The sequence below is a fragment of the Paenibacillus sp. FSL R7-0272 genome (assembly GCF_037969905.1).
GTDB classification, from domain to species: Bacteria; Bacillota; Bacilli; order Paenibacillales; family Paenibacillaceae; genus Paenibacillus; species Paenibacillus polysaccharolyticus.
In genome coordinates, this window is sequence record NZ_CP150221.1 from 6,421,586 (window position 1) to 6,445,952 (window position 24,367).

Here is a 24,367-nt window from a genome sequence, read left to right on the forward strand (position 1 = left end):
ATATTTACAGCACATTCTATTTAAAAATGTACTCGTAATTAAAGAATAACCCCGATTACGCAAGTATTTACCTATTAAGGTTTAATCACAGAGAGAAGTGATTCGTTGCCCTCTGAGATCACCGTTACTTCCGGCGCGAACTCGGCATCCTCAACATGTAGGGTTTGACCAATTTTCATTGCACTAATATCAAACTCGACCACGGTTGGCAAATGACGAGGTAGAGCCTCCACTTCAATAGTAGCTAACTGAATCTGCACAACCCCGCCGTACTTCGCATCCTCTGGGGTTCCGTTGAACTTGACCGGGATTTTGGTACGTAGCACCTCATCGTTCTGTACCTGCTGAAAATCGACGTGAATCAAATCTCGTGTAACCGGATCACGCTGCAGATCTTCCAACAATACGGTAAGTGAAGGTTTTTCTTCGAATTGCAGTTCGATGAATCCGGACGCACCTTGGTTCAACCATTTTTGAAAGGGTACCGACGGGATATGAATCATTTCATTTTCTGTGTTTTTGCCAAAAACAATACCTGGCAGGCGGCCAGATTGGCGCAAATTCTGAAGTCCGGACGGCTTTAATTTGATACGAGTTTCCGCTTGTATAAGAGTAGTCATGCTATGTTCGCTCCTCTGTATTCTATGATTTTCTGTACACGTTCACTTACCATCATCCAACATTCCCCTACGGGGGCTAAAGAGAGAAACATAGCATCACCACCTCCACACGGCCTCATTTTATAACCATTAAATGTAAACTCCCATAATATACAGCAAGGCACTCTACTTGGAAAAGTAGAATGCCCTTGGGATGCTTCCAGCCTATCATAGAAACCCATGTTTGTCGATGAACCGACCAACTGTACCATGATATTCATCACTTAACAAATACATACATTTGGTATATTATAGAATTGTAGCAAAAAATTATAAGAAGAGAGGAGTTTACACTTTGAAAAAGACACTCTCCATGCTTATCGTCATGAATTTAGTTCTTACCCTTGCCTTTAGTTTCAGCGCTTCTGCTAACAATGATATTGAGGGAAAGGAACTGCCGGATGCACGCATTACGGAACAGTTCATACAGCCAGACACTGAGATCATCACTGAGCTGACCGAGGCTCCCACCGAGTTGGATTCTACTCCATTGAAGGAACACCAGCTCAAGGAAACGGTTAACCTGAATGAAACTTCTTCCACTTCCAAAACACGTAAGCAACAAAGTCTACTGGCTACTCCGCAATCGGAGGATACAGATAACACAACAGCCTCAGCTGAGACCACTACATACACTGGCTACATCCAGGAGCAAGGCACCTCCAGCTATTTATACCCGATCTATGTACAGCCGGGGCACATTCTGCAAGTACAGATGGATACCCCCGCATCTGCGCAGCTTGATTACGATCTATATCTCTATGAATTCGATATGTCCACCGGGGAAGTGAATCCGAATCCTATTGATTACTCCATCTACGGGACATATTTGAACAATTACGGGAACGGGTCCAGAACCTTATCTGAAAATGTAGGCACGAAAAATATCACTTCCGGCGCCAAAGCCTACTTAATTGAAGCCTACGGCAAGGTTGGTGCCAGCATTAATGAGCCGTTTACCCTGACGGTCTCCACAAGCTCGACATATGATGCCTTCGAGACGGACGAGAACGCACTACGTGCCTATCCGCTTACCGTTGCTGTTGGCGGCTCTACACTCGCTACTCGTTCATTGAATTCGGAGATTGATCAGGATTGGTACAAAATCACCGTTCCTGAGAGCAGAAACTATGATGCGATGCGTATCACGCTGGACCAGGCTTCAACGGCGAATGGTTACAAAGCTGAATTGTACGGGGCTTTAAGTAACAATCGAATGGCCTTGATGCCGACCACGAACGGTAATGTATCGTTAGGTACAGGCACTTATTATTTGAAGGTGTATACCACCAACACTTATTCGGACACCAACTATTCACTGCATTTGCAGCCTGTATTACGTGCAGACAAAATTGTCATTACGGGCTACAACTCAAACGGCGGCCCCAATGATTATCCTTCTTACGCCTATGGACGCTACTACCGAATCACAGGATCAAGCTTCACGGTGACAGGGGTTGCGGCTACTTCCGATAACTATGCCGTTGCTAATACGGAAGTCGAGGTCATCTGGGCGAATGATGCCTGGTCTGAAAGCAGCAACAATCGTTATCGCAGTGCCAAAGTTATGACCAACAGCAGTGGGCAGTTCACAGCAACGTTGTCCCTGCCTCCTTCCGCCGGTAGCCTCAGTCAGTACTTGCCAGGAGCCATAAGCTTCACACATTATTATGATCTTTGTGCTGTGGTGGCTAGAGTGACAAGTCGCCCAAGTGTGAATACGACCGATATTGTGTATCACTTCGCCTACAGTATTTATGGCGGTTTATTGAATCAAGGAGAGCAACGAGTGGTGAAAGATAACCGTTCGTTGCTCTTTTTTTGTCCATTTATATTAAAAATATGGAATATTATTCCGATAACATAAAGAGACATGTCTGAGATGGAAACTAGAGCATTTATTTTTTTGACGAATAGGGGTGTTTACGAATGAAGGTTTCAAGCACAACGCCGTTTGACCTCAATGCCTACACTCATTCACAACAACGCACAGGACAAGCGAATCCATCAAATCAACCAACGATGATTACGGGGAAGTTCGATTTGTCTCATGACATAGATACCGTGGAGATCAGTAACGCTTCCAGACAGCTTGCCTCCTCGGATGTCGTGAACCATTCAGCCGTTTACTTCGGCACCGTTCAGATCAACGAGTCACTGGAACGCCTGCTCAAGGGCCAATCTTCTGAGGTTAAAGAAACGGTCTATGGCATTATTCAATCTAACCTGATTACGGATGTAACAGATAAGGACGATCGATCCGCTTTACTCGAACTGGGTCTAACTCAAGCACAATACATAGCGGACAACTACATGAAAGGCGATCAGGCCACCGAGTTCATGAATACGTTCCGTCAGATTGCAGCAATCTCCATAACCAGAACGATCAACCCTGAAACGAAGCAAGTTCAGTATGATACACCACCACAACGGCCGGTTGGTGCACCAGAGGATTACGTGGATCTCAATTACATGATGCGTAAATTCCAGCCTCAGACCTATGATAAGTTGCAAGACGCCATCGTAAACAACAAAGACTGGAGCAGCATTCTACAGAACTTTGCGAAACAGGCCTCCACGAATCAGGCATGGATCAAAGAATACCGTGAGGATGCGGCCCGTTCTGCTGATAACATGCCCCTCCCGAACCGATTTGAAAATGCTGACACGACCAACCTAAGCTCATTTGTCCATGCGGTGAAAGAGATCATTACCCGGACCGATTCGCCAAACAACAAACTGCTAATCGATAATATCGAAGCTTTTATGCGAAAGCTTCAACCCGAGGGTAAGGCTACCTAACTAGTCGTTCCGCTCACTGCATATTAAAAAGCTCCACTCCCCGGTTTCATGGGAGTGGAGCTTTTGTTTAATTCGTTCTTGTTGCTACTGCAACGTCAGCATAATTTTATCACCGGATCGAGTGATCTTGTATACCCCTTTTTGCATATCAATGCCGTAGTGTTTTTTCAGTAACATTTTCGCGTTAAGATCTGTCTCAATCACCACAAGGTAGTCGTAGTTACTTAGCAGATTGTCCATATTATCTTCGTAGAACAGCACGATACCGTCCACATTGGGAGCATATAAGAAGTATCTACCCACGTATTGCATGTAATAACTGGTGACCTGTTGATCTCGGTCAGAGCCGTAAAACAGATACTTGCTTCGATCCTCTTTGCCGCCCGTATACCACCGATCCCCTGTCACCGCATGAACTTCGTAGGGAAGGGTTTTGTCGTACGTTTTGTTGATCGAGATCATCCCGTTATATTCGGACAAGAGAGTTGTTGCCGCGAGTGCCATACACGCGATGATTCCCTGTTGATAATGCCTCTTCGTCTGTACCGTCTTGAATGATTGATAATCAGGAACCTCACCAATGCGGTAATGGAACGTACGCTCAATATCAACAGCTGCACAAAGCACCAGTCCACCAGCGAACAACACCACGATACTTGATGCATAACGCTCGAACCCAGCCAGTCGAACAGCCTCATCCACAGGCATGGAGAACAGATATAGTGCCAGAATCCCGGCATAGTACAGTACCACGACCACATTCAGTGCAATCAGCACTTTCCACAGGTTCCACTTCTTCTTGAGCACCACATAGGCTACAATTGAAGCCGCGATCGCAACAACTTCAAAAATAACAATGCCCAGCACAGGTCTGGATGTAATATCCACGCTAGACTTCAAGAAGAGCACCAGTATGTCCCACTTTTGCTCAGCTGTTTTACCCGGCTTTAGAGCCGCAGCTGCTCCCTCGAACTTGTTATTCACACCGTGGAATACCGTTGCCATACGCAAGCTCCAACTGAAATACGGCAATAATGCCCCTGCAATCGTACCGAGTACAGCGAGCCCAATCTTCCAGTTCGCACGTTGCTTATTCGTAAGCCAGACATATACGAGAAAGATCAGACCCACGGCAGCAAAGATGATTCCTGTACTTTTGATCACCGTCAGCAGACCCGCCAGAGGCAGAATAATGATGCAAGCTCGCTTAAGATCATGACGATACTGGTATATCACCGCCACAATCGCAAGTGCAAAGATTGGAAGCAGGAAGTCTACTAGCAGGTTGGTGATACGAATCGTCAGGTTGAAGAAGGATAAGGTCGATAAACCTAACCCGAGAAAAGCATATAATAGGAAACGTTTTTTCTCTGACACGATGCCAAACATGGCGTAGAAACAGGAAAAGATCAACAACCCCTGCGCCAGTAACATAATCGGCTGGGCATGTCCCATAAATCGGCAGATGTAGTAGATAAACGACGACGTGCCCAGCGGGTAATTTTTAAACTCAATCAGGTCCGAATTCGGTGTTGGAAACGCATTGGTACTGAGCATCTCCTTCACCACAATCGCCCAATGTGAGAAATTATCGTAGTGAGTAAGCTCCGTGTGGAACAAAATGAGCAAAAATATGAAAACCCCACTCAGAAAACTTAATTGAAATAACGAAAATGATAATGACCATGAGCCCCGTTTACTCTGGTACAAAGCTTGTATCACTCTGCCTCTAAACAACAATAAGCCTGTGACCAGCACAACAATGCTGCCCGTGAAGAGCTGCCCTGCTAGTCCGGCAAAATAGACGATACAGGCGATAGCCGAGAACACAAATATCGGAATGAACTCCCACCGGATGGACATCACCTTACGGACAAACTGCATATAACCGATCATCGATATTATGAGTAAAATGCCCATCACAAGTTGAAGCAAAAACAGCATGTCTATCTCTCCTAACCCTCTTTGGTGAACCGCTCAGCTTGTGGACGAATCAAATCACTCAGTAACTGATCAATCAAACCACGCCCCAAGATCTCATCGATATTCTCTACGGAGAGAAGCACTTCACGTTTGTTTGCCGTTGTTTTTCCCGTATGTTTTAAGACCACTTCAATGTTGCTTTCGGTGTAAAAGGTAACCTCTGACCCTTCTGCTATCTTACCTTGCAGATTTGTGGCAGAGAAGAAACGATAATTAAAGCTGAGCAGTGTACAGCTCGCATGATTCGTAAACGTTACGGGAAGATGAAGAGAAAGCCTTGGCATCTTCCGCTGATCCGATTTGGGCTGCACAATCCGTTTTTTCACATTACGCAACATGTCGTCATATGCAGTGTCCCATAGGTTCATTTGCTCCGGTAGCGAATGCTTCCGGTCATAGATGAGCTGCATGTACTGCCGGTTATCCGCCTCACTGAGCGGTTTCACCGTTGCGGAATAACGCCATCCTTCGCCATCTGCTTTGACATATACGATAACCGCATCAAGATTGGCCTCATATCGACTCGATTTGACGACCAGAGAGATGGTCTTCTGCTCTGGTAGATAAATCGGGTACGGCACATAAAATGCAATGCCATTTTCCGAAAGATCCACTGTCTTGGCCTCGTAACGTAGCGTGCTGTCCGGATAACGGATGATCACATCTTCTTGCGCCCGTATCCGTTCATTCTCCCGGTATGCTCGCCGCCCGATCATGAAGAAGAGCGCATAGAACAAGGCAATCATATTGTGAACGAGCCAGAAGATGATAATACTGCTGAAAAATAAAGCAATGCCGTACTTGCCATTCACGTACCGGATAATCGCAGCGATGGAGAGGATCACCAGAAAAATATGCGGCAGTGCATATTTCATCGAGGCAATCCACTCGCGTCCGGTTGAACGATTTTTATTCGTCACCTTGAACTTACGCTCACGGATGCCCACCGTCTCCAGGATAACCGGCCAGATCAGATACGGCATGAAGATGGTATCGATGACCTGACTCCAGCGCTGATTCCGTATATTACTGGACAGATAACGCATCGACAGACTATAGAAGAAATACGATGGCAACCAGAAGATCAGAATCTGCCAGAAGGTCGTATTTACGATCTGGAAATCAAATAAAGCGAACAGAATGGGAGACAAGATAAAGATCAGTCGATTGAAAAAAGACCACCAGTATAAAAAACTGCTCACATAGGTCACTCTCGTCCAGAAAGGCAACTTTCTGGAGATCGGTGCACGCGTATTTTGCAAGCTCTGAATGATGCCCCTCGCCCATCGTATCCGCTGTTTGATCATGCTCGGAATCGTGGTCGTCGTCTGTCCTGCAGCTTGAACCTCCTGCGTGGCATACGTGATATACCCCTCTTGCTGCAAACGGATACTTGTCTCAAAATCCTCCGTGATGGTGTTCAGCGGAAACCCACCGATGTCTACCATCCCTTGCCGGGCAATCACTGTATTACTGCCCGTATAGGCAACGGCATTGGACGCATTGCGCAGAATGTTAACCTCGCGCGAGAAAAAGTCCTGCTCGTTCGGAATACCCTGCTCCGCATACAGATTGAACTGGAATAGATCCGGGTTGTAAAAGCTTTGCGGGGTCTGTACCAGCCCCAGCTTAAAGGTTGGATCGATCTCCTCCTCACGGCGAAGGCGCCATTCCCCATTTTCTTCGATAAACGTGGAGAGCATGAAATAGGGTACGGTTTTCATCAGAAACGTATGCTGCGGAATCATATCTGCATCAAAGGTTGCAATAAGTGGAGACGATGTCTTGCTCAGTGCATTGTTCAGGTTGCCGGATTTCGCATCCTTATTACCAGGAAACCCCAGATAGCCGATGCCGAACTGCTTCGCCAACTCTTCTACCGCAGGTCTGGCACCATCATCGCACAGGTAGATATGTACCTTCGATTTGTCCGGGTAATCCATAAACGTACAGGCATTCACCGTTTTATACAGAAGGTCAACGGGTTCGTTATGTGTGGCGATAAACACATCGACGTGCGGGTAATATTCATTCGGGATCACCGGAAAATCGAGCTGCGCCCGTTTCTTTTGCATCTTTTGAAAAAATAACTCGAAGGTCGTGCCGACCGTAACCGCCTCCGCCATAATGAGCAGTATGCCAAAGATGACATTCAGCACCCCTTCGCCCCATGGCAGCGTAAAGAACATACGCCAGATCAGATAGATGGTCATAAGGATCATCGTGATGATGAAAAATACATTTTGCCTTTTCTCGTTTTGCACTACTGCTGCTTCCTCCTTGCTGCAAATACCCACCTCCGCTGCAGTTGGAAACTTAGCAGGAACAGGATGGCATCACAGACGAATTTCGCTGCCTTCTCATCCACGAGGAATAGGGTATGGAATAAATACACGCCTGTACTCGACAACAATATAACCAGGCCGCACAACGTTAAGTAACGCCATAGACTGCCCCGGCTGTCTTCCTTGCGGAACACAAAATATCGATTCAGAACATAATTCACGACGATCGAGATGACTCGGGCAATAACCGTCGCGAGCAAAATTCTTAAATAATGCTGATCCCCCATCATGGGGCGCAGAAAATCGATCAAAAACCAGGCAATGCCCAAATCAACGACAGAGCTGGCTACCGACGATGATATAAAACGAAAGAAATTCGAGAACAGCACCCCCATCACCCGGGCACTATCCTGAATCGCTTTGAAATGGGTACCCGCATTGCCATTTTCATAGATCACTTGAATGGGTACCGTATGAATGCCAATACCTGACTGAATACAGGAGATCAGCATCTGCAGTTCATATTCAAAACGCTTGCCGCGTACATCCAGCATAAATGACAATAACTCGGTACCGAAGGCACGAAGTCCCGTCTGGGTATCCGACAGTTTTTTTCCATATAACAGCGCGAAAATAAATGACGTCATCCGATTACCAAACAACGATTTCGGTGGAATATCGCCCTCACTGAAATCCCGCACGCCTAGTAGTAAGTCATTCGGACAACGTTTGGCTTCCTGAGCAATCTGATACACATCCTCTGCAGCGTGCTGCCCATCTGAATCCGCAGTAACTACGTAATGAGCCTGCCCATAATGCTGTGCTATGTAACGAAATCCGGTCTTCAGCGCCTCACCTTTTCCTTGGTTCTGTGCGTGTCGCAGCAAAGCGCATCCATTATCTTCTAATTCTTCGAAAATGTGCTGGTATTTCTCACCAGAACCATCATCTATAATGACCAAATTCGTAAAACCGTAGTCTCGCAACTGACGTACATAGGATAAAAGTCTATCATCTGGTTCCAGAGAAGGAATGAGGATGATCGTTTCGTCCTTTTCTTCTGCTATAATCATCCGAAATGAGCCCCAATTCGACATATTTTCATGAAAATCTGTTGTATATTAGCGTTAATATCTTCCTTGAATATAGGAGAGTATACCATCGAAAAGGTGGGGCGTAAACGAGAACTTTTGTAATCTAATGGTAAAAAAGTTTTACATTTTCATGTACATATGATAGTCGTAACAGACTATATCACTCTGATATATTAATCATTCAGCTACCTTATAAATAATAAAGAACCCCCGTCTATTAAACGGAAGGTTCGGGTTACTCACATGCTATTGATATACTTTTGCTCAGACTGTCACTTTATGGTTGTTATTCACATTTTTATTCTGATATCTGACAGCCCACTTATATACGAAGGTCAGAATAAATCCGGTCAGGCCACAGACAGCCGCAATAACAAAGGCTCTCTGATAACTTCCATCTGCACTATACACATTTCTCATGATTGAGGGTCCGAAATAGCCGGCCAGCGCGAATCCGATAAACATAATTCCGTAATTGACACTGTTGTTTTTGGCCCCAAACTGATCTGCCGTGAATCCGGGAAATACCCCCATTAAAGAACCAAAGCTTAAACCAATCATGGAAATCCCCATATAAAATGTACCTACACTGTTCTCTCCTGAAAAATAAAGCATGATCAGGCCGGCCACGGATAAGAGAGACGTAATGGCAAGTGTATTGATTCGGCCAATCTTGTCTGAGATATATCCGGCCAGAATCCGGCCACCTGTGTTAAACAGCGCCAAGATCGATACCACTGTTGTTGCCGCAGCAGCCGATAAACCAACCATTTTCTGAGCGATAGGTGAAGCCTGAGAAGTGCACATCAGTCCGGCAAAAGCTCCACTGATCAACAGCAAGATCATCACGTAGAAGATCGGGCTTGCAAGCATGCCTTTCCAATTCTTCTCTTCTCGCGGAGAACGGGCAAGTTGGACAGCACTCGGTGTCCATCCTGACGGAGCAAAATTAGCCGGGCATTTTTCAATAAAGAACGACGCTACGCAAATAATAAGGAGAAAGGCAATCCCTATGATCAAGAATGCAGAGGTTACCCCCGAGTTGCTGATCAACACATTGGCGACCGGAGGAATAATCACAGAACTTAACCCATAAGCAGCCGTCGTTACGCCCCCAACCAATCCGCGTTTGTCGGGGAAGAATTTGATGGAGTTGCTGATCGTACACCCGTAAACCATTCCTGTTCCCAAACCAAGCACAATTCCATAAGCAAATACCAGAAAACCTACAGTTGTGGCAAAGCTCGATAGAATCATACCACCCCCGAATAAAATCCCTCCAACCAGAATGACCTTCTTGGGTCCGAATCTGTCATTAATCCATCCACCCGATATCATCGTAATGGGTCCGACTGAATTGCAGATGGTAAACGCAATAGCCAAATCCCCTGGCGTCAATGTACGTCCTGTGAGACCACTTAGATAAGCTGCCATTGGGGCAGCAAATACACTCCATGCATAAATGGAGCCAATACATAGGTTGATAAAACAGCTTGCAATCAGAATAATCCATCTCTTTTTTGTCAGTTCCACTGAGATCTTTTCCCCTCATGATTGTATTGTGAAATAATTCACTAACTTATGCGATAAAGTGTAGCACAGCTTTTTATATCCATCTATGACAACATGTATAGCTTTATCAAGGATTTTTTTGTAGTTACCTGACAGGGGAAAGATTCTCATATTTAGACGAATGGCAGCTTATGCCAGACACAGGTTTGAACTAAAATAAGATGAGAGTCGTAGACCCTGATTTGACCCTGATTAAAGGCTGTGATGTCAATGTTATTTCAACGGGACAAATGGCTACAGTATCGGGCCTTTCGCAATGTCCCTTTGCTCGCCAGACGATTGCCAGAAACACAGTTGCTTGAGAAAGAAACCTTAGACCATATGCTTCTACAACATTCAAGTGTCGTACTGAAACCCTGCGACGGACGTTATGGGAGAGATATTGTGTTCATCCGGCGGCTGAAAACAGGTACCTATCAAATCCAAAATGAGAATAATATCATTACCATGCAAAACAAAAGTGATTTACAGGATTGGTTTGATCAAATTGGCAAGGATCGTGAGTATATCATCCAGCAGCGTCTGTATTTAGCTCGTATTCGGCAAAGACCGTTCGACCTTCGTATCATGGTTCAACGTCAAAAAGCAACTTCATCTGCCTGGAAGGTAACCGGTTCCTACGCCAAGATCGCATCACGCGGGTATCTGGTGACTAATGTGACCAACCGTACCATTCCTGTGCTCAAAGCGTTGCAACTAGCACGTGTAGGTGGACGGAAACTGCTCCTTCAAGTAGAGCGCACTGCTCTGCTGGCCGCTAAGAGCCTGGAGGTACACTACCCTGATCTGAGACAGATCGGTTTTGATATTGGAATCGATAAGAAAGGCGGGATCTGGATTATTGAAGGCAATTACCGCCCTGACCTTCGTCCGTTCCGGCACTTGAAGGACTCTTCGATGTATCGCCGAATCTTGTGGTATCAGAAGCATTAATTCCAATCGTTACGACGCAAGAAGCGACTCCCCGTTGACCTGGAGAGTCGCTTCTTAACATCCGTTTCTTTGTTCAACCGATTGCCGATATTGTTAACATTTCCGACGGCGTCTAGCCGAACTTACTACACGCGTGACCCGGAACTGGTTTGGGCCCACCTGGATAATCGCGAACTGGCTGTAGGATGTTCCTGATGACGTGTAAGGTTCTGCTTCAATATTTCCACTCGGTGTGATCACAGTTGCAGTAATTCGAGTCACCAGACAAACTCCACGCCCCGATGACTGCCAAGTCCCTTCACGTTGAACACTGTAACGGTCATTGCTACAGAAAATAGACGCATACTCGACCGTTCCATACGCATTAAACGAAGTAGAGTTATAAATCTGAACTGGATCATACCCACCTGTTGGTCTACGATTTCCCATTCTCAAAACCTCCTTATTGTTGATAGTTTATTAGATGCAATAGAGCGATTTTGGTGAGGGATAGACGTGGACAAGGCTGAAAAAGTGTATTTGCCTTACAAAAAAAACCACCCGCCATGTTAGCGAGTGGTTTGCAACTGCTGTAGCAATGATGAATCAGGAAGCTTTCGCCGCCGCTGCTTTTTGAATCAACGCTTTGGCATCATTCATTGAAAGACCTTGCTTAGGTTCCAGCATTTTTTTGTCTGTTGCACTGAAAATGCCTTTATCAATCAGTTTTGCTAGTGGTTTCACCGCGTAAGTAGCCACCGATTTTCCATCTTCGAAGCCAGCAATGATCGTTGCCGCTTTCGCTTCGGATGCCGGGCTATTCACCAATTTCGCCAAAATGGTTGCTGCCTCTTCCCGAGTGATATCACGCTCAGGATAGAAGTTACCCCCGTAGCCTTGAATAAATCCTGCTTTTGTAGCTTCTGCGATAGCATCGGCATATGCAGCATTCGTAGCAACATCCTTGAATGCAGGTGCTGTAGATACGGCGTTAAGCTTCAACAGATCCACGAGTGCAGTTACAAATTCAGCACGAGAAATAGGTTCATTACTTACTGGTGCTGGTGTTTCTGTTGGCTCTGTAGCGACAGCCAGATTCGTGATACGTCCTTCTTTCTTAGCTTGAATATTGCCACCCTTGAATGTATCTGTGATGTATTTGTAGAACACATCCAGATCAATTGGGCCAGCCAAGGAGGATTTTGCATCTAGCAGTACTTTGTAGTTATCTCCACCTGCAGCCATGAAATTGTTCACGACAGCAGTGTATGATTTTTTAGGATCAATCGGTGTACCATCTGCAAGCGTAAGAGCCGTCACACGCTCAGTAACCGGCTTGCTGAAGTCGGCTGTGTATTTCAAACCAGCAATTTGCAACGTTTTTGTATTTGGTGTACCGTCAGCATTGGTTCCCCATTGCTGTTGTAGCAACGTTTTCACCTGCTCACCTGTCAGCTCCAGCTTCACGAGTGTATTGCCGAAAGGCTGGATTTTAGCCAAATCTGCAAAGGTCACATCCCCTTTGGGCAGGTCTGCACGGATACCACCTGGATTCATGAATGCAAAGTCAGCCTTACTTGCTTTATCGCCAAAGTCTGCTTGACGCATCGCATCTGCAATCAGGTTGCCCAGTGGAGCTTCGTTATTGTAAGCATCCGTACGCAAAACGGTACCATCTGTTGTACCTACTGGCTTGGTCAGCTCAGGGTGCTTATCCAAAGACTTCTTAATAATTGCTAGTGTTTCAGGATCTTCTTTTACACCCTCTTGGAACGTGGTTGTCACGGTAGCCGATTTTTCAGTTACATCTCCCGTAACAGGGTCAATCATCAGCTTGATGTCTTCAAACGCCGTACCATAAGAGTACGCTTGCACGATCAGCTTGCCATTCACGACACCATTGGCCAGAGCGTGATTATCACCCGCAACGATGACATCAACAGGAGAGTTTGCAGGCAACGCTTTTGCCAGATCAGCCGCTTCTCCAGTTGTTACCCCTTCTTTGGTCGATGCTGGGTCATGTGCCAGAACGATGATCGTTTCAACGCCTTGGTCTTGCAATTCTTTTGCATATTTATTAACGGCTTCAACCTCTTCTTCAGCGCTCAGGAAACGTACACCTGCTGTACCCGCTGGAGATACTTTGTTTGGCGTTGATTTCGTCACGAGTCCGATGAATCCGATTTTGACGCCACCTACTTCTTTGATCACATACGGTTTAATCAGGGGTTTACCTGTGGAGTTTTCGATCACATTTGCATTCACATAATCAAATTTGGCACCGGCGTGAGTTACTTTACCTTCTTTTGGATCAAGTCCGCCAAAAATTTGAGCCTTCAATGCAGCAATCCCTTGGTCGAATTCATGGTTGCCCAGGGAACCTACATCAAATCCCATCATATTCATCCATTCCATGGTAGGCTCATCGCGATCCATAGATGAGACTGGAGCAGATGCACCAACCGAGTCGCCGTTATGGAACAGCAAGGAATGCTCATATTTGGCCTTAGCTTCTTTGAGATACGTTGCTAGAATTGGAGCAGAACCTGCCTTCTTATCACCAACCATAGATGTTGTATCCAATTGGCCGTGGAAATCATTGATTCCTATCAAATGTACCTCTACATCTTTACCTGCGGCAGAAACGGAACCGGCTGCGCCGAACAGCTGAGTGAGTAATAATGTAGCAGCTGCCACACGAATGGTGCTTTTCCCCAAAACTTTTTTCCAAGACATGAGTAAACCAAACCCCTCTCCAATTTCAAATCCTGAAACATTTTACCATAGTTCAATTCATAAAAGTGACCAATTCTATTAAATCTATGTAAAAAAAATTACAAAAGAATACAGAACTCTTTATATTGAAAATGTTGTATTTTATATTTTTCTCTTGCTATAGTGGAATAAAATGTTATATATTCTCTTTGTAATCACTTTCTAACTCTGTTAAATGAATGAATCATCCTCCTTTACTACCACTATGCCTTTCTGAAACTTCTACCAAACATATTTAAGCTCACAACGATATAAACCATCTATTCTAGCATTTGATTGCCATTAAAGGAGGTGACCCTGAGAGCTCTGTACATATGGCTGTCCCATGAATGACCACTGGGGGATGTGTTGATTGCTCTTTCACCACTTCTGACCGAACGCTATGTTGCATTACGGCAATACCCGTAAGCGTTTGTTGTACTACGCAATTTGCATCAACCATTCTAAGGAATATAGGAGAGTGTCCAATGAAAAAGCTATTTTTCCCAAAATCATTCCGCATTTTGATCACATGTTTGCTGATCCTGGCCTTTGCTGTACCCACAACAGCTTCCGCAGGCTACCTTGGAGATAAATTGTTGATCGGTCAGAGTATGCAAAAAGGGGACTATCTGACCTCCCAAGACGGCAGGTTTTCAGCCATCTGGCAGGATGACGGGAATTTCGTAATCTACCAGAACGGCTCTTCTCTATGGAGCAGTGGCACAAGTAAAAGCGGAGCACTTTCGTTTAAATTCGAACAACAATATGGGAAGCCTGTCATCTATAAATATGGAACGAAGTGGCAAACAATTTATCAATATGCTTATCGTTGGGGAACCAACCCGGCCACAGGGAAGTATGAATACTATTATGGCCCGGGCTGGGATACCGTACTGGTAACAGATACAACCAAGCTGGTAGATGCCTGGTTTGCGAATACTGCAGCATGGATTCCTGGTCACCATGGAAGCGCATTACCAACGAGCACAACAGGGGATACTTTCGTCATGCAAAATGACGGTAACCTAGTTCTCTACAATACTACCCTGACCAACGAATATTACCCGAATAGCTGGATTCCTGTCTGGGCTTCCAATACGGGCGGCCGTTAATAGGGGATCGACAGAAGCCTTATATTTATGTTGAATGATACTCGCAATGAATATATGAAAAGCCGAAGCAGGAGTTTATCCCCGCTTCGGCTTTTTTATTTTTCGCGAATTACCACAGATCTTCCGGAATGTATTTTAACATCGTTTCGGAGCCATCTGGATTGATCTTGTACGTATGCGTTCTTGTCGCTTCCTCAAGATCTCCGAATGACCATCTGCCCAAACGGTTGTCTGGATAAGAAGCTTCAACCCCGGTTAATGGGCCTCTGTACAACATCCCATTGATCATTTTGACAGCTTCCTCTCTGGTAAGCTGACTGTTGGGTTGGAAGGAGCCATTTTTGTATCCTGCTAGGAATCCAAAACGGTATACCTCATCGATAGACTGCTCCGCCCAGCTCCCTTCAATATCGGTAAACGAGCTGATTCTCAATACATTGTTCATCTTCAGCTCTCTTGCAACTCCGAGATAACGAGCAATGGCTGTTGCCAGCTCTGCCCGTGTGATCGGTTGATCTGGCTTGAACGTGTTATCTGCATAACCTTTAAATATCTCTTTGTTTACAACTGCTTCGATATAATCGGCTCCCCAGTAACTTGTAGCAACATCACTGAACAGCTGAACGTGGTGAACCTCATCTTGCAATTGCAGTGTACGGGCAAAGATGGCAGCAATCTCTGCACGGGTAATGAGTCGTCCGGGTTTAACGTTACCATCTGGATATCCCATAATGTAACGGGCATGCTTATGTTCATAACGGTTAGAATACAACATCACCTTGATCAAGGATGCATCATCTTGTGTATTCGTAAGTGTAAGCTTGTGATCCGTACCTATACTAGCCGTTATGATCCCAAAATCTTCACCTTCGTTCATATCGTTAACCTTGAGTTTGAACGTCAGCTTGCCTTGCGTTCCTCCCGTCAGCTTACCAACATTCCACTTGAGTTCTTGGCCTGTCAAAGCACCGCCGTTCGCATCCACCAAACTTAGCCCTGAAGGGATCTTAACTTTGATGTACACACCATCGGCATCGATCGAGGTTTTATTGGCATAGATCACGGTGAAGGTAAGTGTATCTCCTTCGCCACCCTTCATTTTGTCAACCAGAATCGCTGTAGCGAGATCGATAGACCCCGAAGGCGTCGTAGTTGTTGGAACAGTTGCTGGTGGAGTTGAAGTTGTCGGTGAGTTTGATGCACCCGCACTCGTTCCTGCTCCTGCTCCTGTTCCTGTTCCTGTTCCTGTTCCTGTTCCTGTTCCTCCAGATGTTGGCATAGGTGTCATGCTAAAGTTATACAGCACAATATCCGTACCCACATGAATCAGCGGTTGGCTTGGATCAACAACTCTGCTATCAAAATCCTTATATCCAGCTCTCTTCGCAGTTAAATAATAGTCCGTATGCGGAAATACCATAAAGGCATATTGCCCTGTCGCATCACTTGTCTGCGGGTTGGCATTATCCGCTGGTGGGAAGTTATTCACTGGCGGCAAGTTAACAACCGTTCCGTTACTGTAATGAAGTGTAACAACAGCACCGGTTATCGGTTGACCTGTTACGGAATCTGTAATTGTACCATACGGGTCAATAAGCACTTCACTGATGCTAATCTGTCCGTCTGCATTAATTTCGGCATTCATGTGCCCTACAACGATAGGTTGTGTCCCACCTCCTGGAAGCGGAATGTTATAGATGACTTTTGCCGTATAGCTGCCCTTGAGCACACTGTCGATATTAAATATACCGTTGTGGTCAACTGGACCTGTATGATCGCCATTACCATCATTGATCAATACATTGTAGCCACCGCCCACAGTCCCATCGAGCGTTGCGGATTCCCCTTGCGTTTTTCCAACCAGGACAATACCTGATACGGTTTTATTTCCATCAAAGGAATGGCCATCCACACTTCCGTTTACGGGGACGTTCTGATTAAACGTGACCGATTTCTGCTGACCGTTGATCTCAACCAGCTTTGTAATCGATACATCGTATGTCACATTCCCCTGCGGTATAGCAATGGTGTATGCCCCGTCAACTCCTGTAATAGCAACCGCGTGAAAATCAGCAATGCCATCTCCGTCAAAATCTTTACTTACTTTAATCGTGGAACCTGCTAACGGATGTCCTGCCTGGTCTGTGACAACACCTGTAATAACCCCAGGAGTAATCGTGATATAGATCGTGTCACTAACCTGGATACCCTTTTGGCTATCATCTACGGTTGCCGTCAGCGGTATGGATACCGATCCCGCACCCCCAAGAACCGCTGCAGTAAAGGTTGTCTTAGCAACGCCTTGTGCATCCGTCAGAACCGTTATTGTATTGGTATTTCCGGTAAAATGACCGTACGTTGTATTCGGTACTTCAAACACAACTTCAACGCCTGCCTGAGGACGCCCCTCTTTATCGGTTATCACCGTCTTAAATTCGGATGTAGCCGTACCATTACCAAGTATGGATGAGGGGTTGGCTGTTAATGTTATCTCGTAATCCACAAGTTCAAAATCTTCGGTGATATGTCCGTTTCCATTCACATTGGCTGTAGACACAGAGACTTCTCTATGCGCCGGGCTATATCCATCACGCACAACTTCCAAAATATAATTATTGATGACGACGTCTTCGAAATTGTACTTCCCATTTGTATCGGTCGTAGTACGCCCCTTCTCTTTACCCGCAAGGTCGCGCAAAATTACAGTAGCACCAGATACCGGATTTTGGGTCTCTTTATCTCTGATTGTTCCATCAATGCTAGGGTTGATAAATGTGATTGTAACCGTAGCTTCGTTGGAATTACCTACTCCATCATAAGCCTGATAAGTGAACGTCACACTGCCAGATATTTCTCCAGCAGGCACAAACGTAAATGAACCATCGGTTTTAACATTCAGTGTCCCCTTGCTTGTATCACTCAGGGAGCTGATGCTCACGGCAGTAAGCGTACCGTTCCCTACAACGGTATCATTCGATAGAATACCGGTTGCCGCAGGAACGTTCAGCGTACGGCCCTTCACTACCTGATAGCTGTCATTCTCAGCTGTAGACAGCTTACTGAATTTTGCATAATAGTCTCCAGCTGAGGAAACTGTCAATGCATAAACTTTATCCGTACTTACAGGTGTACCTGTACCTTCCTCGTTGTCATACCATCCTGCGAAGGCATAACCTGAAGCTGGATTTGCCGTAATCGTTGCCGATTCGCCAAGTGCATAGACACCGTCACCTTCTGTTACGCCACCAACATTACCAATGACATGAGTCGTGATCGGCACTTTGATGGTGATGGTAACCGTAGCTGAACTTGAGTAGGCTGTCCCGTCATAGGCCTCATAAGTAAATGTCACATTACCCGATGCATTTGCTTCCGCAACAAACGTAAACGATCCGTCCGGATTTACATGTAGTGTACCTTTGCTCGTATCACTAAGCGAACTGACATGGTCCACGGTAAGCGGATGATTCTCATCATCGGTATCGTTAGAGAGCAAGCCCTTCTCCGCTGGAACATCCAGTGTGTCTCCGCTTCTAACGTTGTAGCTGTCGTTTTTCGCGGTTGGCTTATGTGCAGGTGGTGTAATGTTAATCGTTACCGTCGCTTCATTCGATAGGGCAGAACCATTATTAGCTTTATAGGTGAACGTCACACTACCCGATGCTTCTGCTTCCGCCACAAAGGTGAATGATCCATTTGAATATACATTCAGTGTCCCCTTGCCTTCATCACTGATTGAACTGATACTTACAGCAGTAAGTGTACGTCCCTCGCCATCCGTATCGTTGAGCAAAATGCCCTCTTCCACTGGAACACTGAGAGTTTCTCCTCTCACAACGCTATAAGTATCATCATGGGCTACGGGTAACGATGTGAACTTTGCATAGTAATCCTGATTCGTCTGAACCGTGAACGTATATGTTGTATTCGTACTTGAAGGCGTTCCTGTTCCTCCCGGGTTATCATACCACCCTGCGAATGTATAACCCTGATTCGGAGTAGCTGTAATTGTTGCAGAATCACCAATGTTATAGGTGGCATCCCCTACAGATGTACCACCTACAGCTCCAATAACATGCGTGTTGATTACAGCTGTGGTCACGTTGGTTACATCCGTAGATACCGTATTGGACGCAAGGTTAATTCCTGAAATGACAGCATTATCGCTATCTAACGTCTGCGGCGTGCCCGGTGCAGTTTTCGTAAAAGTAAGCACCTTGCTGTCATTGGCTGGAACATCAATCCCTGTTTGGGTTTGGCCATCGCTAATGACGCTGAGCCCTGTAATAGCTGTATTTGTATAGTTATAGATGGTCACTTTGTAATCTATAGACCCGTTAATTGGAACGGTTGCCGGGCCTGTCTTCATAATTCCCATCTGCAAATCAAGCTTCCCGTTGTTTCCAAGTCTCATAATGGCCTTGCCATTATTCAGCGATTCCTCGGTTACATACGTTGCGCCGATTCCACCCGTTTTGGAAATGGTCTGTTTACTTGTTAAAGCCTGATAATAGGGACTGTCAGCAGGTGGTTGGAAGTACGCTGCCGTCTTGGCTCCATCACTCGCATTGCCCGCATTGATGTAACGGGATGTGTCACCCACCTGATCAGGTGCTACCTGAAATGTCGGTTTTACTTTATAACTGATTTTAAAAGAACCGCCTGCTGGCGCACTATAGTCTCCAGGCTGCGGACTTGTCCGGTTTTTGAAACGGTAAATATGCGATTGCATATCATCTGCGTCAATATACCATGTAAGACTGCTAACGCCTGCGACGGTTTTAATGACCGCCTTACTTCCATACCCCGCGAATGCATACGCTGTACCACCGTTTATATTCGTATTTGTGTCTACTGTCGCAACAGCATCCCCGATTTTTAACGTGGACAGATCCACAGCAAAATCATTGCTGATATCGTCTGCAACAACGATAGCACTCGCGATATCTGCCGTTTCCCCACCGTTCCCCAGATCCGTGGTTTCCGGTATGTTGAGAAGCGGAAGTATCGTTGTAGTAGCCTCAACATCATTGGTTAAACCGGAGAAAGCTGATTTCACAATGTCATACGTTGGGGCAAATGTGTAATAACTACTGTATACAAATGAATTGGCATAGTTAAATCCATTAGGCCCCTGAGATGCATATGCACTCAGTTTGTCATATGTGTTCTTGGCAGTACCATAGTTATAATTACTATCTTCCTTATTCTCGTTGACTCGTTTCGGATCAAGTCCTGCCCACGCATACACAGGTTCGTTACCGTTATACGGTCCATTGATCGCCGTTGTGGAACCCAACCCTACAGTATACACTTTGGACTGAGTGGCTTCTCCCCCATTGTATTCGGTGTATTTACGGTCCATAAGATCCTTCATATATGCACCGGTAAGAATGGTTAACGCAGCAATTTCCGGATCACCTGTATTTGCCAAACCGACGCCCGCTGTAGCTGGCACATACTTGTTAACATTCGTTCCGCTTTGATTATAATTCGGGATTGTTGTAGCCTCAGCTAATGCATTGGCAAAATTGGTCTCAAATGAACTGCCTTTCGGCGAAAGAGACCATGCTTTCTTGGCATGAATTGCCGCTCCATCAGATAGAAGGAATAAATAAGGCTGTCGCTTTGGACCTGCTCCCTTCGTTCCCACCTTACTCATCGTCTTCGAGACACCGTACATGATTCCGTCCTGAGTGGGAGTGCCGGGCCCTAGTCCAACTGCAGGTTGTGTTCCAACGGAACTACCATCTTTGATTAGATTACTGTTCAAAGTAACCGTTTGAGTATTGCCACCTACGTATTTCAGATAGTCTTCTGTACCATGACCCGAACTAAATTCGTAATGTCCCATCTCCATAAATGTACCGAGATGGTTAGCATCAGCTGATCCGCCGAACCAATATACCGCAACACGGTTGTTGGAATTGGCGTTCATGACTGTACGGATGGCGTCATTTGCAGCCTTAGCCATAGCTTCTACGCGATAATAAACGCCTGCATCTCCAGCTGTGAGCGCTACTTCTTTACCGCTGCGGGTACCCATTGAAGAACTCATATCCAAAATAAAAGTTACGTCTGCCGCTGATCCGTTCGCATTGCTGTTACCGCCAACGCCTGGATTCGTGGAGTTGGATGTCATATATTCTTGTGCTAGCGCAGATAATTGAATATTGAATGTACCATCACTCTCTGCCGTAACACTCTTGTCTGTCCAGATCCGTCCATCTGAGGCAGCTGTACCGAAACCAGCAGGTGCTGTATCTGTGACCGGATCGGCCGTTAACTTCACACGATATTGCTTGTAGTTTGCCTCTGCTGTGGTTGGAGCGTTATCTGCATAGGCTACTGAACCTAATAATGCAGATAGGCCACTCCCCCCCAGGATTAAACATACCGTGAGCACAATAGAAATGATTTTTTTGATGCCTTTGGTCATATCCTTTTTGCCTCCATATAAAATTGAAATGTAACTGGTTTCTTGCTGTAGATAATTCTGAATCCCCTTTCATATATGCAACCCAGTTAACTTGCTATAGGGAATTCTTGTGCCTGATCTACAAAGGTGCATTCACAAAGTAATCTACTGAATCTATTATTGTCTATGACCTACTTTCTATATAAAAGATGATTAGCGAGATTCAGTATAACCTCTGTCTCTAAACAAATACTGAACAACAAAAAAGCCTCAGGAAAATCCTAAGGCTACACACTATTAATATAATTAATTCGAGTTCTATTTCCTGATAGGATCGTTCCAAGCAAAGGAAACTGACGCATCAGGGGCGAAAAGGCGGTAAAAGATGTACTTCAGTAGGTTTCAAGACACGCCCTAGTTACGCGCTTGATTGTGAAGCTTCAAAAACACCTGATAGCTGCGTTCAGCACAGGAAGAGATCGACACCGGATCGAATCCAACCAGATCGGCGTAAAGCGTGTCGTTTAGTGGAGCTGTCCAGGATTCGGGCAACTGTGCCGCACCAAGGCGCGCACCCATGATCGAGCCCACCGTAGCTCCATTACAATCGGTGTCGAGCCCACCATAAACAGACGTGACAACCGCTTTCTCAAAATCATTGCCAGCATACACCAGCGATGCTGCTACCAGTGCAGCATTGTTATTGGTATGCACCGCATCATAATGACTGAACGTATCCCAAATCCTGCTGACCAATTCCCGCTCGTTCCGAGCAGAGAGTCCAATCTCCATGCCTTGAAGCACATCTGCGGCCAGTCTGCTTGTCTTCGGAATCTCGCTGAGTCCAATTTCTACGATACGCTCGCTATTATTTTCCACAAACGCCGCAGCGATCATCGCTGCATTCAACATCTCACCATAAATACCATTCTTGACATGAGAAAAGGAGGCATCTCGCCAGCCAAGTTCGGCTGCCAGTTCAGGTTGTCCGGCTACACCATATGCCAATCCGTCAGCGCGGATTGCAGCTCCGATCCACTCGCGATATGGATTGAGATGCATACGTACACGTTCCTGGCGTAGTGCCCAATCCGCAGGTTTATCCGACTTCAGGTGTGAAGTCTCCTGGGCAAAGTTCATGTATGCTTGTGTCTCCGCTGTACATACCTGACTGTATGTGAGACGGTGATGCCACAGTTTTCCGATATCCCACGAATCCCAGTCCAGCCCTTTTTCCTCCAGCAACAGCAAGCCCAGAATCGTGTAACGAATATCATCATCGCTCTCCATAAACCGAATTTTCTCTCGGACACTTAAAGGCCCCAGTTCTGTCAAACTCAAGCCATACTCCTGCTCCGCACGGGAATGTTCAGGAGTATACCCTCGAATTGGCCAGGCGTCAGCTCCCTTGAACCAAAGCTCAATATTTTCCCAGCCCGGGCGTCCATCCTTACCGTAGAGGTAATCGGGGTGTTCCAATGGCTTCCCTAGTGCACACCCAACACTTCGCCCGAGCCAAGCCCCGTAGAATTTATCTCGCCATACTTGCTCACTCCAGTCCGCTTGAAGCTCGCGAGGGCCCTCTGGACGCAAAGCACGGATGTCTTCCAAATTCGAAGGTTCTGCAAAAGGAAAATCAGCCGATACCTGAAGTTCCATCAGTTCTCGGTAGAGTTGCAACAGCGTGCTCTCATCATCAGCGGCCTCGTCCCACTTTTGCATATATCCCTGAGTGTCACAGCCTTCCTCACCCCGTTGAAGCAGTTCAAGTCGCACCGTCTCTCGCAAGTCAGTCCAGCCTGCCATATTAAGAATCCCCTTGTGGAGATTGCTCTACACGAGCGTCCAGGATAGCAAGTGCATCATAGATGAGACGAATGAAGGCATCACGGTCAACATCTAGCAGTACGTTCACATTAGGCTCGCGATCTGTCTTGGTGCGCAAGTCGCCCACGGTCATCCCGCGTGTGTGCGTTCCTTGGGTTTCGATCGTCACGTCCAGCATTTTGCTTTGGAACAGCTGAGGCTGAAGCAGCCATGCAATGGCACACGGATCATGCAGGGCATTGCCATGGTAACCCATCTTTTTGCCGTAAATCGAGTAGAAGTCCAGCAGTTCCCCAACCATAACTGATACGGGGCCGCGTGTTTTCAAAGCCTCAATCTCCTCGTCAAAAATAGCCGCTTTATCCGTCACATCCAGTCCACTCATCGTGATCGGAATTCCTGATTCAAATACAATTTGGGCCGCTTCCGGGTCAACATAGATGTTAAACTCTGCTGTACGAGTTACATTTCCATAAGCAATGCCTCCACCCATCATGGAAATGCCCGCAATCCGTGACTTCAGTTCAGGATACGCACGAATGAGGGTAGCAATATTGGTCAACGGGCCAATGGGCACAAGGGTGATCGGCTCATCCGAAGACAGCAACAGATTTCGTATAAACTCTACAGCCCCTTCTTCAATTGCCCGAAAGCGGCTTGGCGGAAGTACAGGGCCGTCCATTCCCGATTCACCATGGGCTTCCTCTCCCGTCACTAAGGAACCCAACAGCGGCCCCTTCGCTCCTTTCGCTACCGGGATATCCGCTCCGACAAAACTGAGAATTTTGAGCGCATTATTCGTAATCTTCTCTAAGGTCTGGTTGCCGCCCACTGTTGTGATGCCCTTAATCTCCAGCTGCTCTGGGTTAGCCAGCGCTAGCAAAATGGCAATTGCGTCGTCATGTCCTGGATCACAGTCAATAATTATAGGTTTTGTCATTGTTCT

14 protein-coding genes are annotated in these 24,367 nt (G+C 46.0%); 4 read left to right on the forward strand and 10 right to left on the reverse strand.

Translation table 11 applies throughout. The annotated features are described in order from the left end of the window. Positions 1–74 precede the first annotated feature (74 nt). Positions 75–620, reverse strand: coding sequence for a 50S ribosomal protein L25 (locus tag MKY23_RS28100; protein ID WP_090923510.1), 546 nt, complete (start codon positions 618–620; stop codon positions 75–77). A gap of 334 nt (positions 621–954) precedes the next feature. Here MKY23_RS28100 and MKY23_RS28105 point away from each other — a divergent pair, with 334 nt between their 5' ends. Then, positions 955–2,526, forward strand: coding sequence for a hypothetical protein (locus MKY23_RS28105; RefSeq protein WP_339834170.1), 1,572 nt, complete (start codon positions 955–957; stop codon positions 2,524–2,526). 62 nt (positions 2,527–2,588) lie between these two features. Beyond that, positions 2,589–3,461: a hypothetical protein gene (locus MKY23_RS28110; RefSeq protein WP_339834174.1), complete on the forward strand. Its 873-nt coding sequence runs from the start codon at positions 2,589–2,591 to the stop codon at positions 3,459–3,461. Between the two features lie 84 nt (positions 3,462–3,545). On the opposite strand, the gene MKY23_RS28115 is transcribed toward MKY23_RS28110, so the two are convergent. The 4 genes from MKY23_RS28115 to MKY23_RS28130 form a co-directional block, all read right to left on the reverse strand. Beyond that, positions 3,546–5,405 carry a hypothetical protein gene (locus MKY23_RS28115; RefSeq protein WP_154985726.1) on the reverse strand — a complete coding sequence of 620 codons (1,860 nt, stop codon included), beginning with the start codon at positions 5,403–5,405 and terminating at the stop codon, positions 3,546–3,548. Between the two features lie 11 nt (positions 5,406–5,416). Next, a complete protein-coding gene (locus MKY23_RS28120; RefSeq protein WP_339834178.1) occupies positions 5,417–7,708 on the reverse strand; it encodes a glycosyltransferase family 2 protein in 2,292 nt (763 codons plus the stop codon). Further along, positions 7,708–8,802: a bifunctional glycosyltransferase family 2/GtrA family protein gene (locus MKY23_RS28125; protein WP_336121545.1), complete on the reverse strand. Its 1,095-nt coding sequence runs from the start codon at positions 8,800–8,802 to the stop codon at positions 7,708–7,710. Before MKY23_RS28125 ends, MKY23_RS28120 begins: the two co-directional genes overlap by 1 nt. Positions 8,803–9,087: 285 nt before the next feature. Further along, positions 9,088–10,356 carry an OFA family MFS transporter gene (locus MKY23_RS28130; protein WP_154985729.1) on the reverse strand — a complete coding sequence of 423 codons (1,269 nt, stop codon included), beginning with the start codon at positions 10,354–10,356 and terminating at the stop codon, positions 9,088–9,090. Between the two features lie 249 nt (positions 10,357–10,605). Here MKY23_RS28130 and MKY23_RS28135 point away from each other — a divergent pair, with 249 nt between their 5' ends. Then, a complete protein-coding gene (locus tag MKY23_RS28135) occupies positions 10,606–11,328 on the forward strand; it encodes a YheC/YheD family protein (protein WP_186809683.1) in 723 nt (240 codons plus the stop codon). Positions 11,329–11,421: 93 nt separating this feature from the next. Here MKY23_RS28135 and MKY23_RS28140 read toward each other — a convergent pair whose 3' ends face one another. After that, positions 11,422–11,757 carry a hypothetical protein gene (locus tag MKY23_RS28140; RefSeq protein ID WP_090923530.1) on the reverse strand — a complete coding sequence of 112 codons (336 nt, stop codon included), beginning with the start codon at positions 11,755–11,757 and terminating at the stop codon, positions 11,422–11,424. 156 nt (positions 11,758–11,913) lie between these two features. Beyond that, the gene (locus MKY23_RS28145; protein ID WP_154889748.1) at positions 11,914–14,043 is read right to left on the reverse strand and encodes a 5'-nucleotidase C-terminal domain-containing protein; all 2,130 of its coding nucleotides are present in this window, start codon (positions 14,041–14,043) and stop codon (positions 11,914–11,916) included. 506 nt (positions 14,044–14,549) lie between these two features. On the opposite strand from MKY23_RS28145, the gene MKY23_RS28150 reads away from it, so the two are divergent. Beyond that, entirely contained in the window at positions 14,550–15,176 is a 627-nt protein-coding gene (locus MKY23_RS28150) for a hypothetical protein (RefSeq protein WP_154889746.1), read from the forward strand. Positions 15,177–15,285: 109 nt separating this feature from the next. Here MKY23_RS28150 and MKY23_RS28155 read toward each other — a convergent pair whose 3' ends face one another. The 3 genes from MKY23_RS28155 to MKY23_RS28165 form a co-directional block, all read right to left on the reverse strand. Continuing rightward, positions 15,286–21,615 (reverse strand): Ig-like domain-containing protein, encoded by a 6,330-nt coding sequence (locus MKY23_RS28155; RefSeq protein WP_339834191.1) that lies wholly within the window; start codon positions 21,613–21,615, stop codon positions 15,286–15,288. Positions 21,616–22,008: 393 nt separating this feature from the next. Then, positions 22,009–23,400: an ADP-ribosylglycohydrolase family protein gene (locus MKY23_RS28160; RefSeq protein ID WP_336121537.1), complete on the reverse strand. Its 1,392-nt coding sequence runs from the start codon at positions 23,398–23,400 to the stop codon at positions 22,009–22,011. 1 nt (position 23,401) lies between these two features. Then, a complete protein-coding gene (locus tag MKY23_RS28165) occupies positions 23,402–24,361 on the reverse strand; it encodes a nucleoside hydrolase (RefSeq protein ID WP_154889735.1) in 960 nt (319 codons plus the stop codon). Positions 24,362–24,367 lie beyond the last annotated feature (6 nt).

Excerpts from the sequence above, each read along its gene's own strand:
- MKY23_RS28100 (WP_090923510.1), bottom strand. The coding sequence starts at position 620 with ATGACTACTCTTATACAAGCGGAAACTCGTATCAAATTAAAGCCGTCC.
- MKY23_RS28110 (WP_339834174.1), top strand. The coding sequence starts at position 2,589 with ATGAAGGTTTCAAGCACAACGCCGTTTGACCTCAATGCCTACACTCAT.
- MKY23_RS28115 (WP_154985726.1), bottom strand. The coding sequence starts at position 5,405 with ATGCTGTTTTTGCTTCAACTTGTGATGGGCATTTTACTCATAATATCG.
- MKY23_RS28125 (WP_336121545.1), bottom strand. The coding sequence starts at position 8,802 with ATGATTATAGCAGAAGAAAAGGACGAAACGATCATCCTCATTCCTTCT.
- MKY23_RS28135 (WP_186809683.1), top strand. The coding sequence starts at position 10,606 with ATGTTATTTCAACGGGACAAATGGCTACAGTATCGGGCCTTTCGCAAT.
- MKY23_RS28140 (WP_090923530.1), bottom strand. The coding sequence starts at position 11,757 with ATGGGAAATCGTAGACCAACAGGTGGGTATGATCCAGTTCAGATTTAT.
- MKY23_RS28145 (WP_154889748.1), bottom strand. The coding sequence starts at position 14,043 with ATGTCTTGGAAAAAAGTTTTGGGGAAAAGCACCATTCGTGTGGCAGCT.
- MKY23_RS28150 (WP_154889746.1), top strand. The coding sequence starts at position 14,550 with ATGAAAAAGCTATTTTTCCCAAAATCATTCCGCATTTTGATCACATGT.
- MKY23_RS28155 (WP_339834191.1), bottom strand. The coding sequence starts at position 21,615 with ATGACCAAAGGCATCAAAAAAATCATTTCTATTGTGCTCACGGTATGT.
- MKY23_RS28160 (WP_336121537.1), bottom strand. The coding sequence starts at position 23,400 with ATGGCAGGCTGGACTGACTTGCGAGAGACGGTGCGACTTGAACTGCTT.
- MKY23_RS28165 (WP_154889735.1), bottom strand. The coding sequence starts at position 24,361 with ATGACAAAACCTATAATTATTGACTGTGATCCAGGACATGACGACGCA.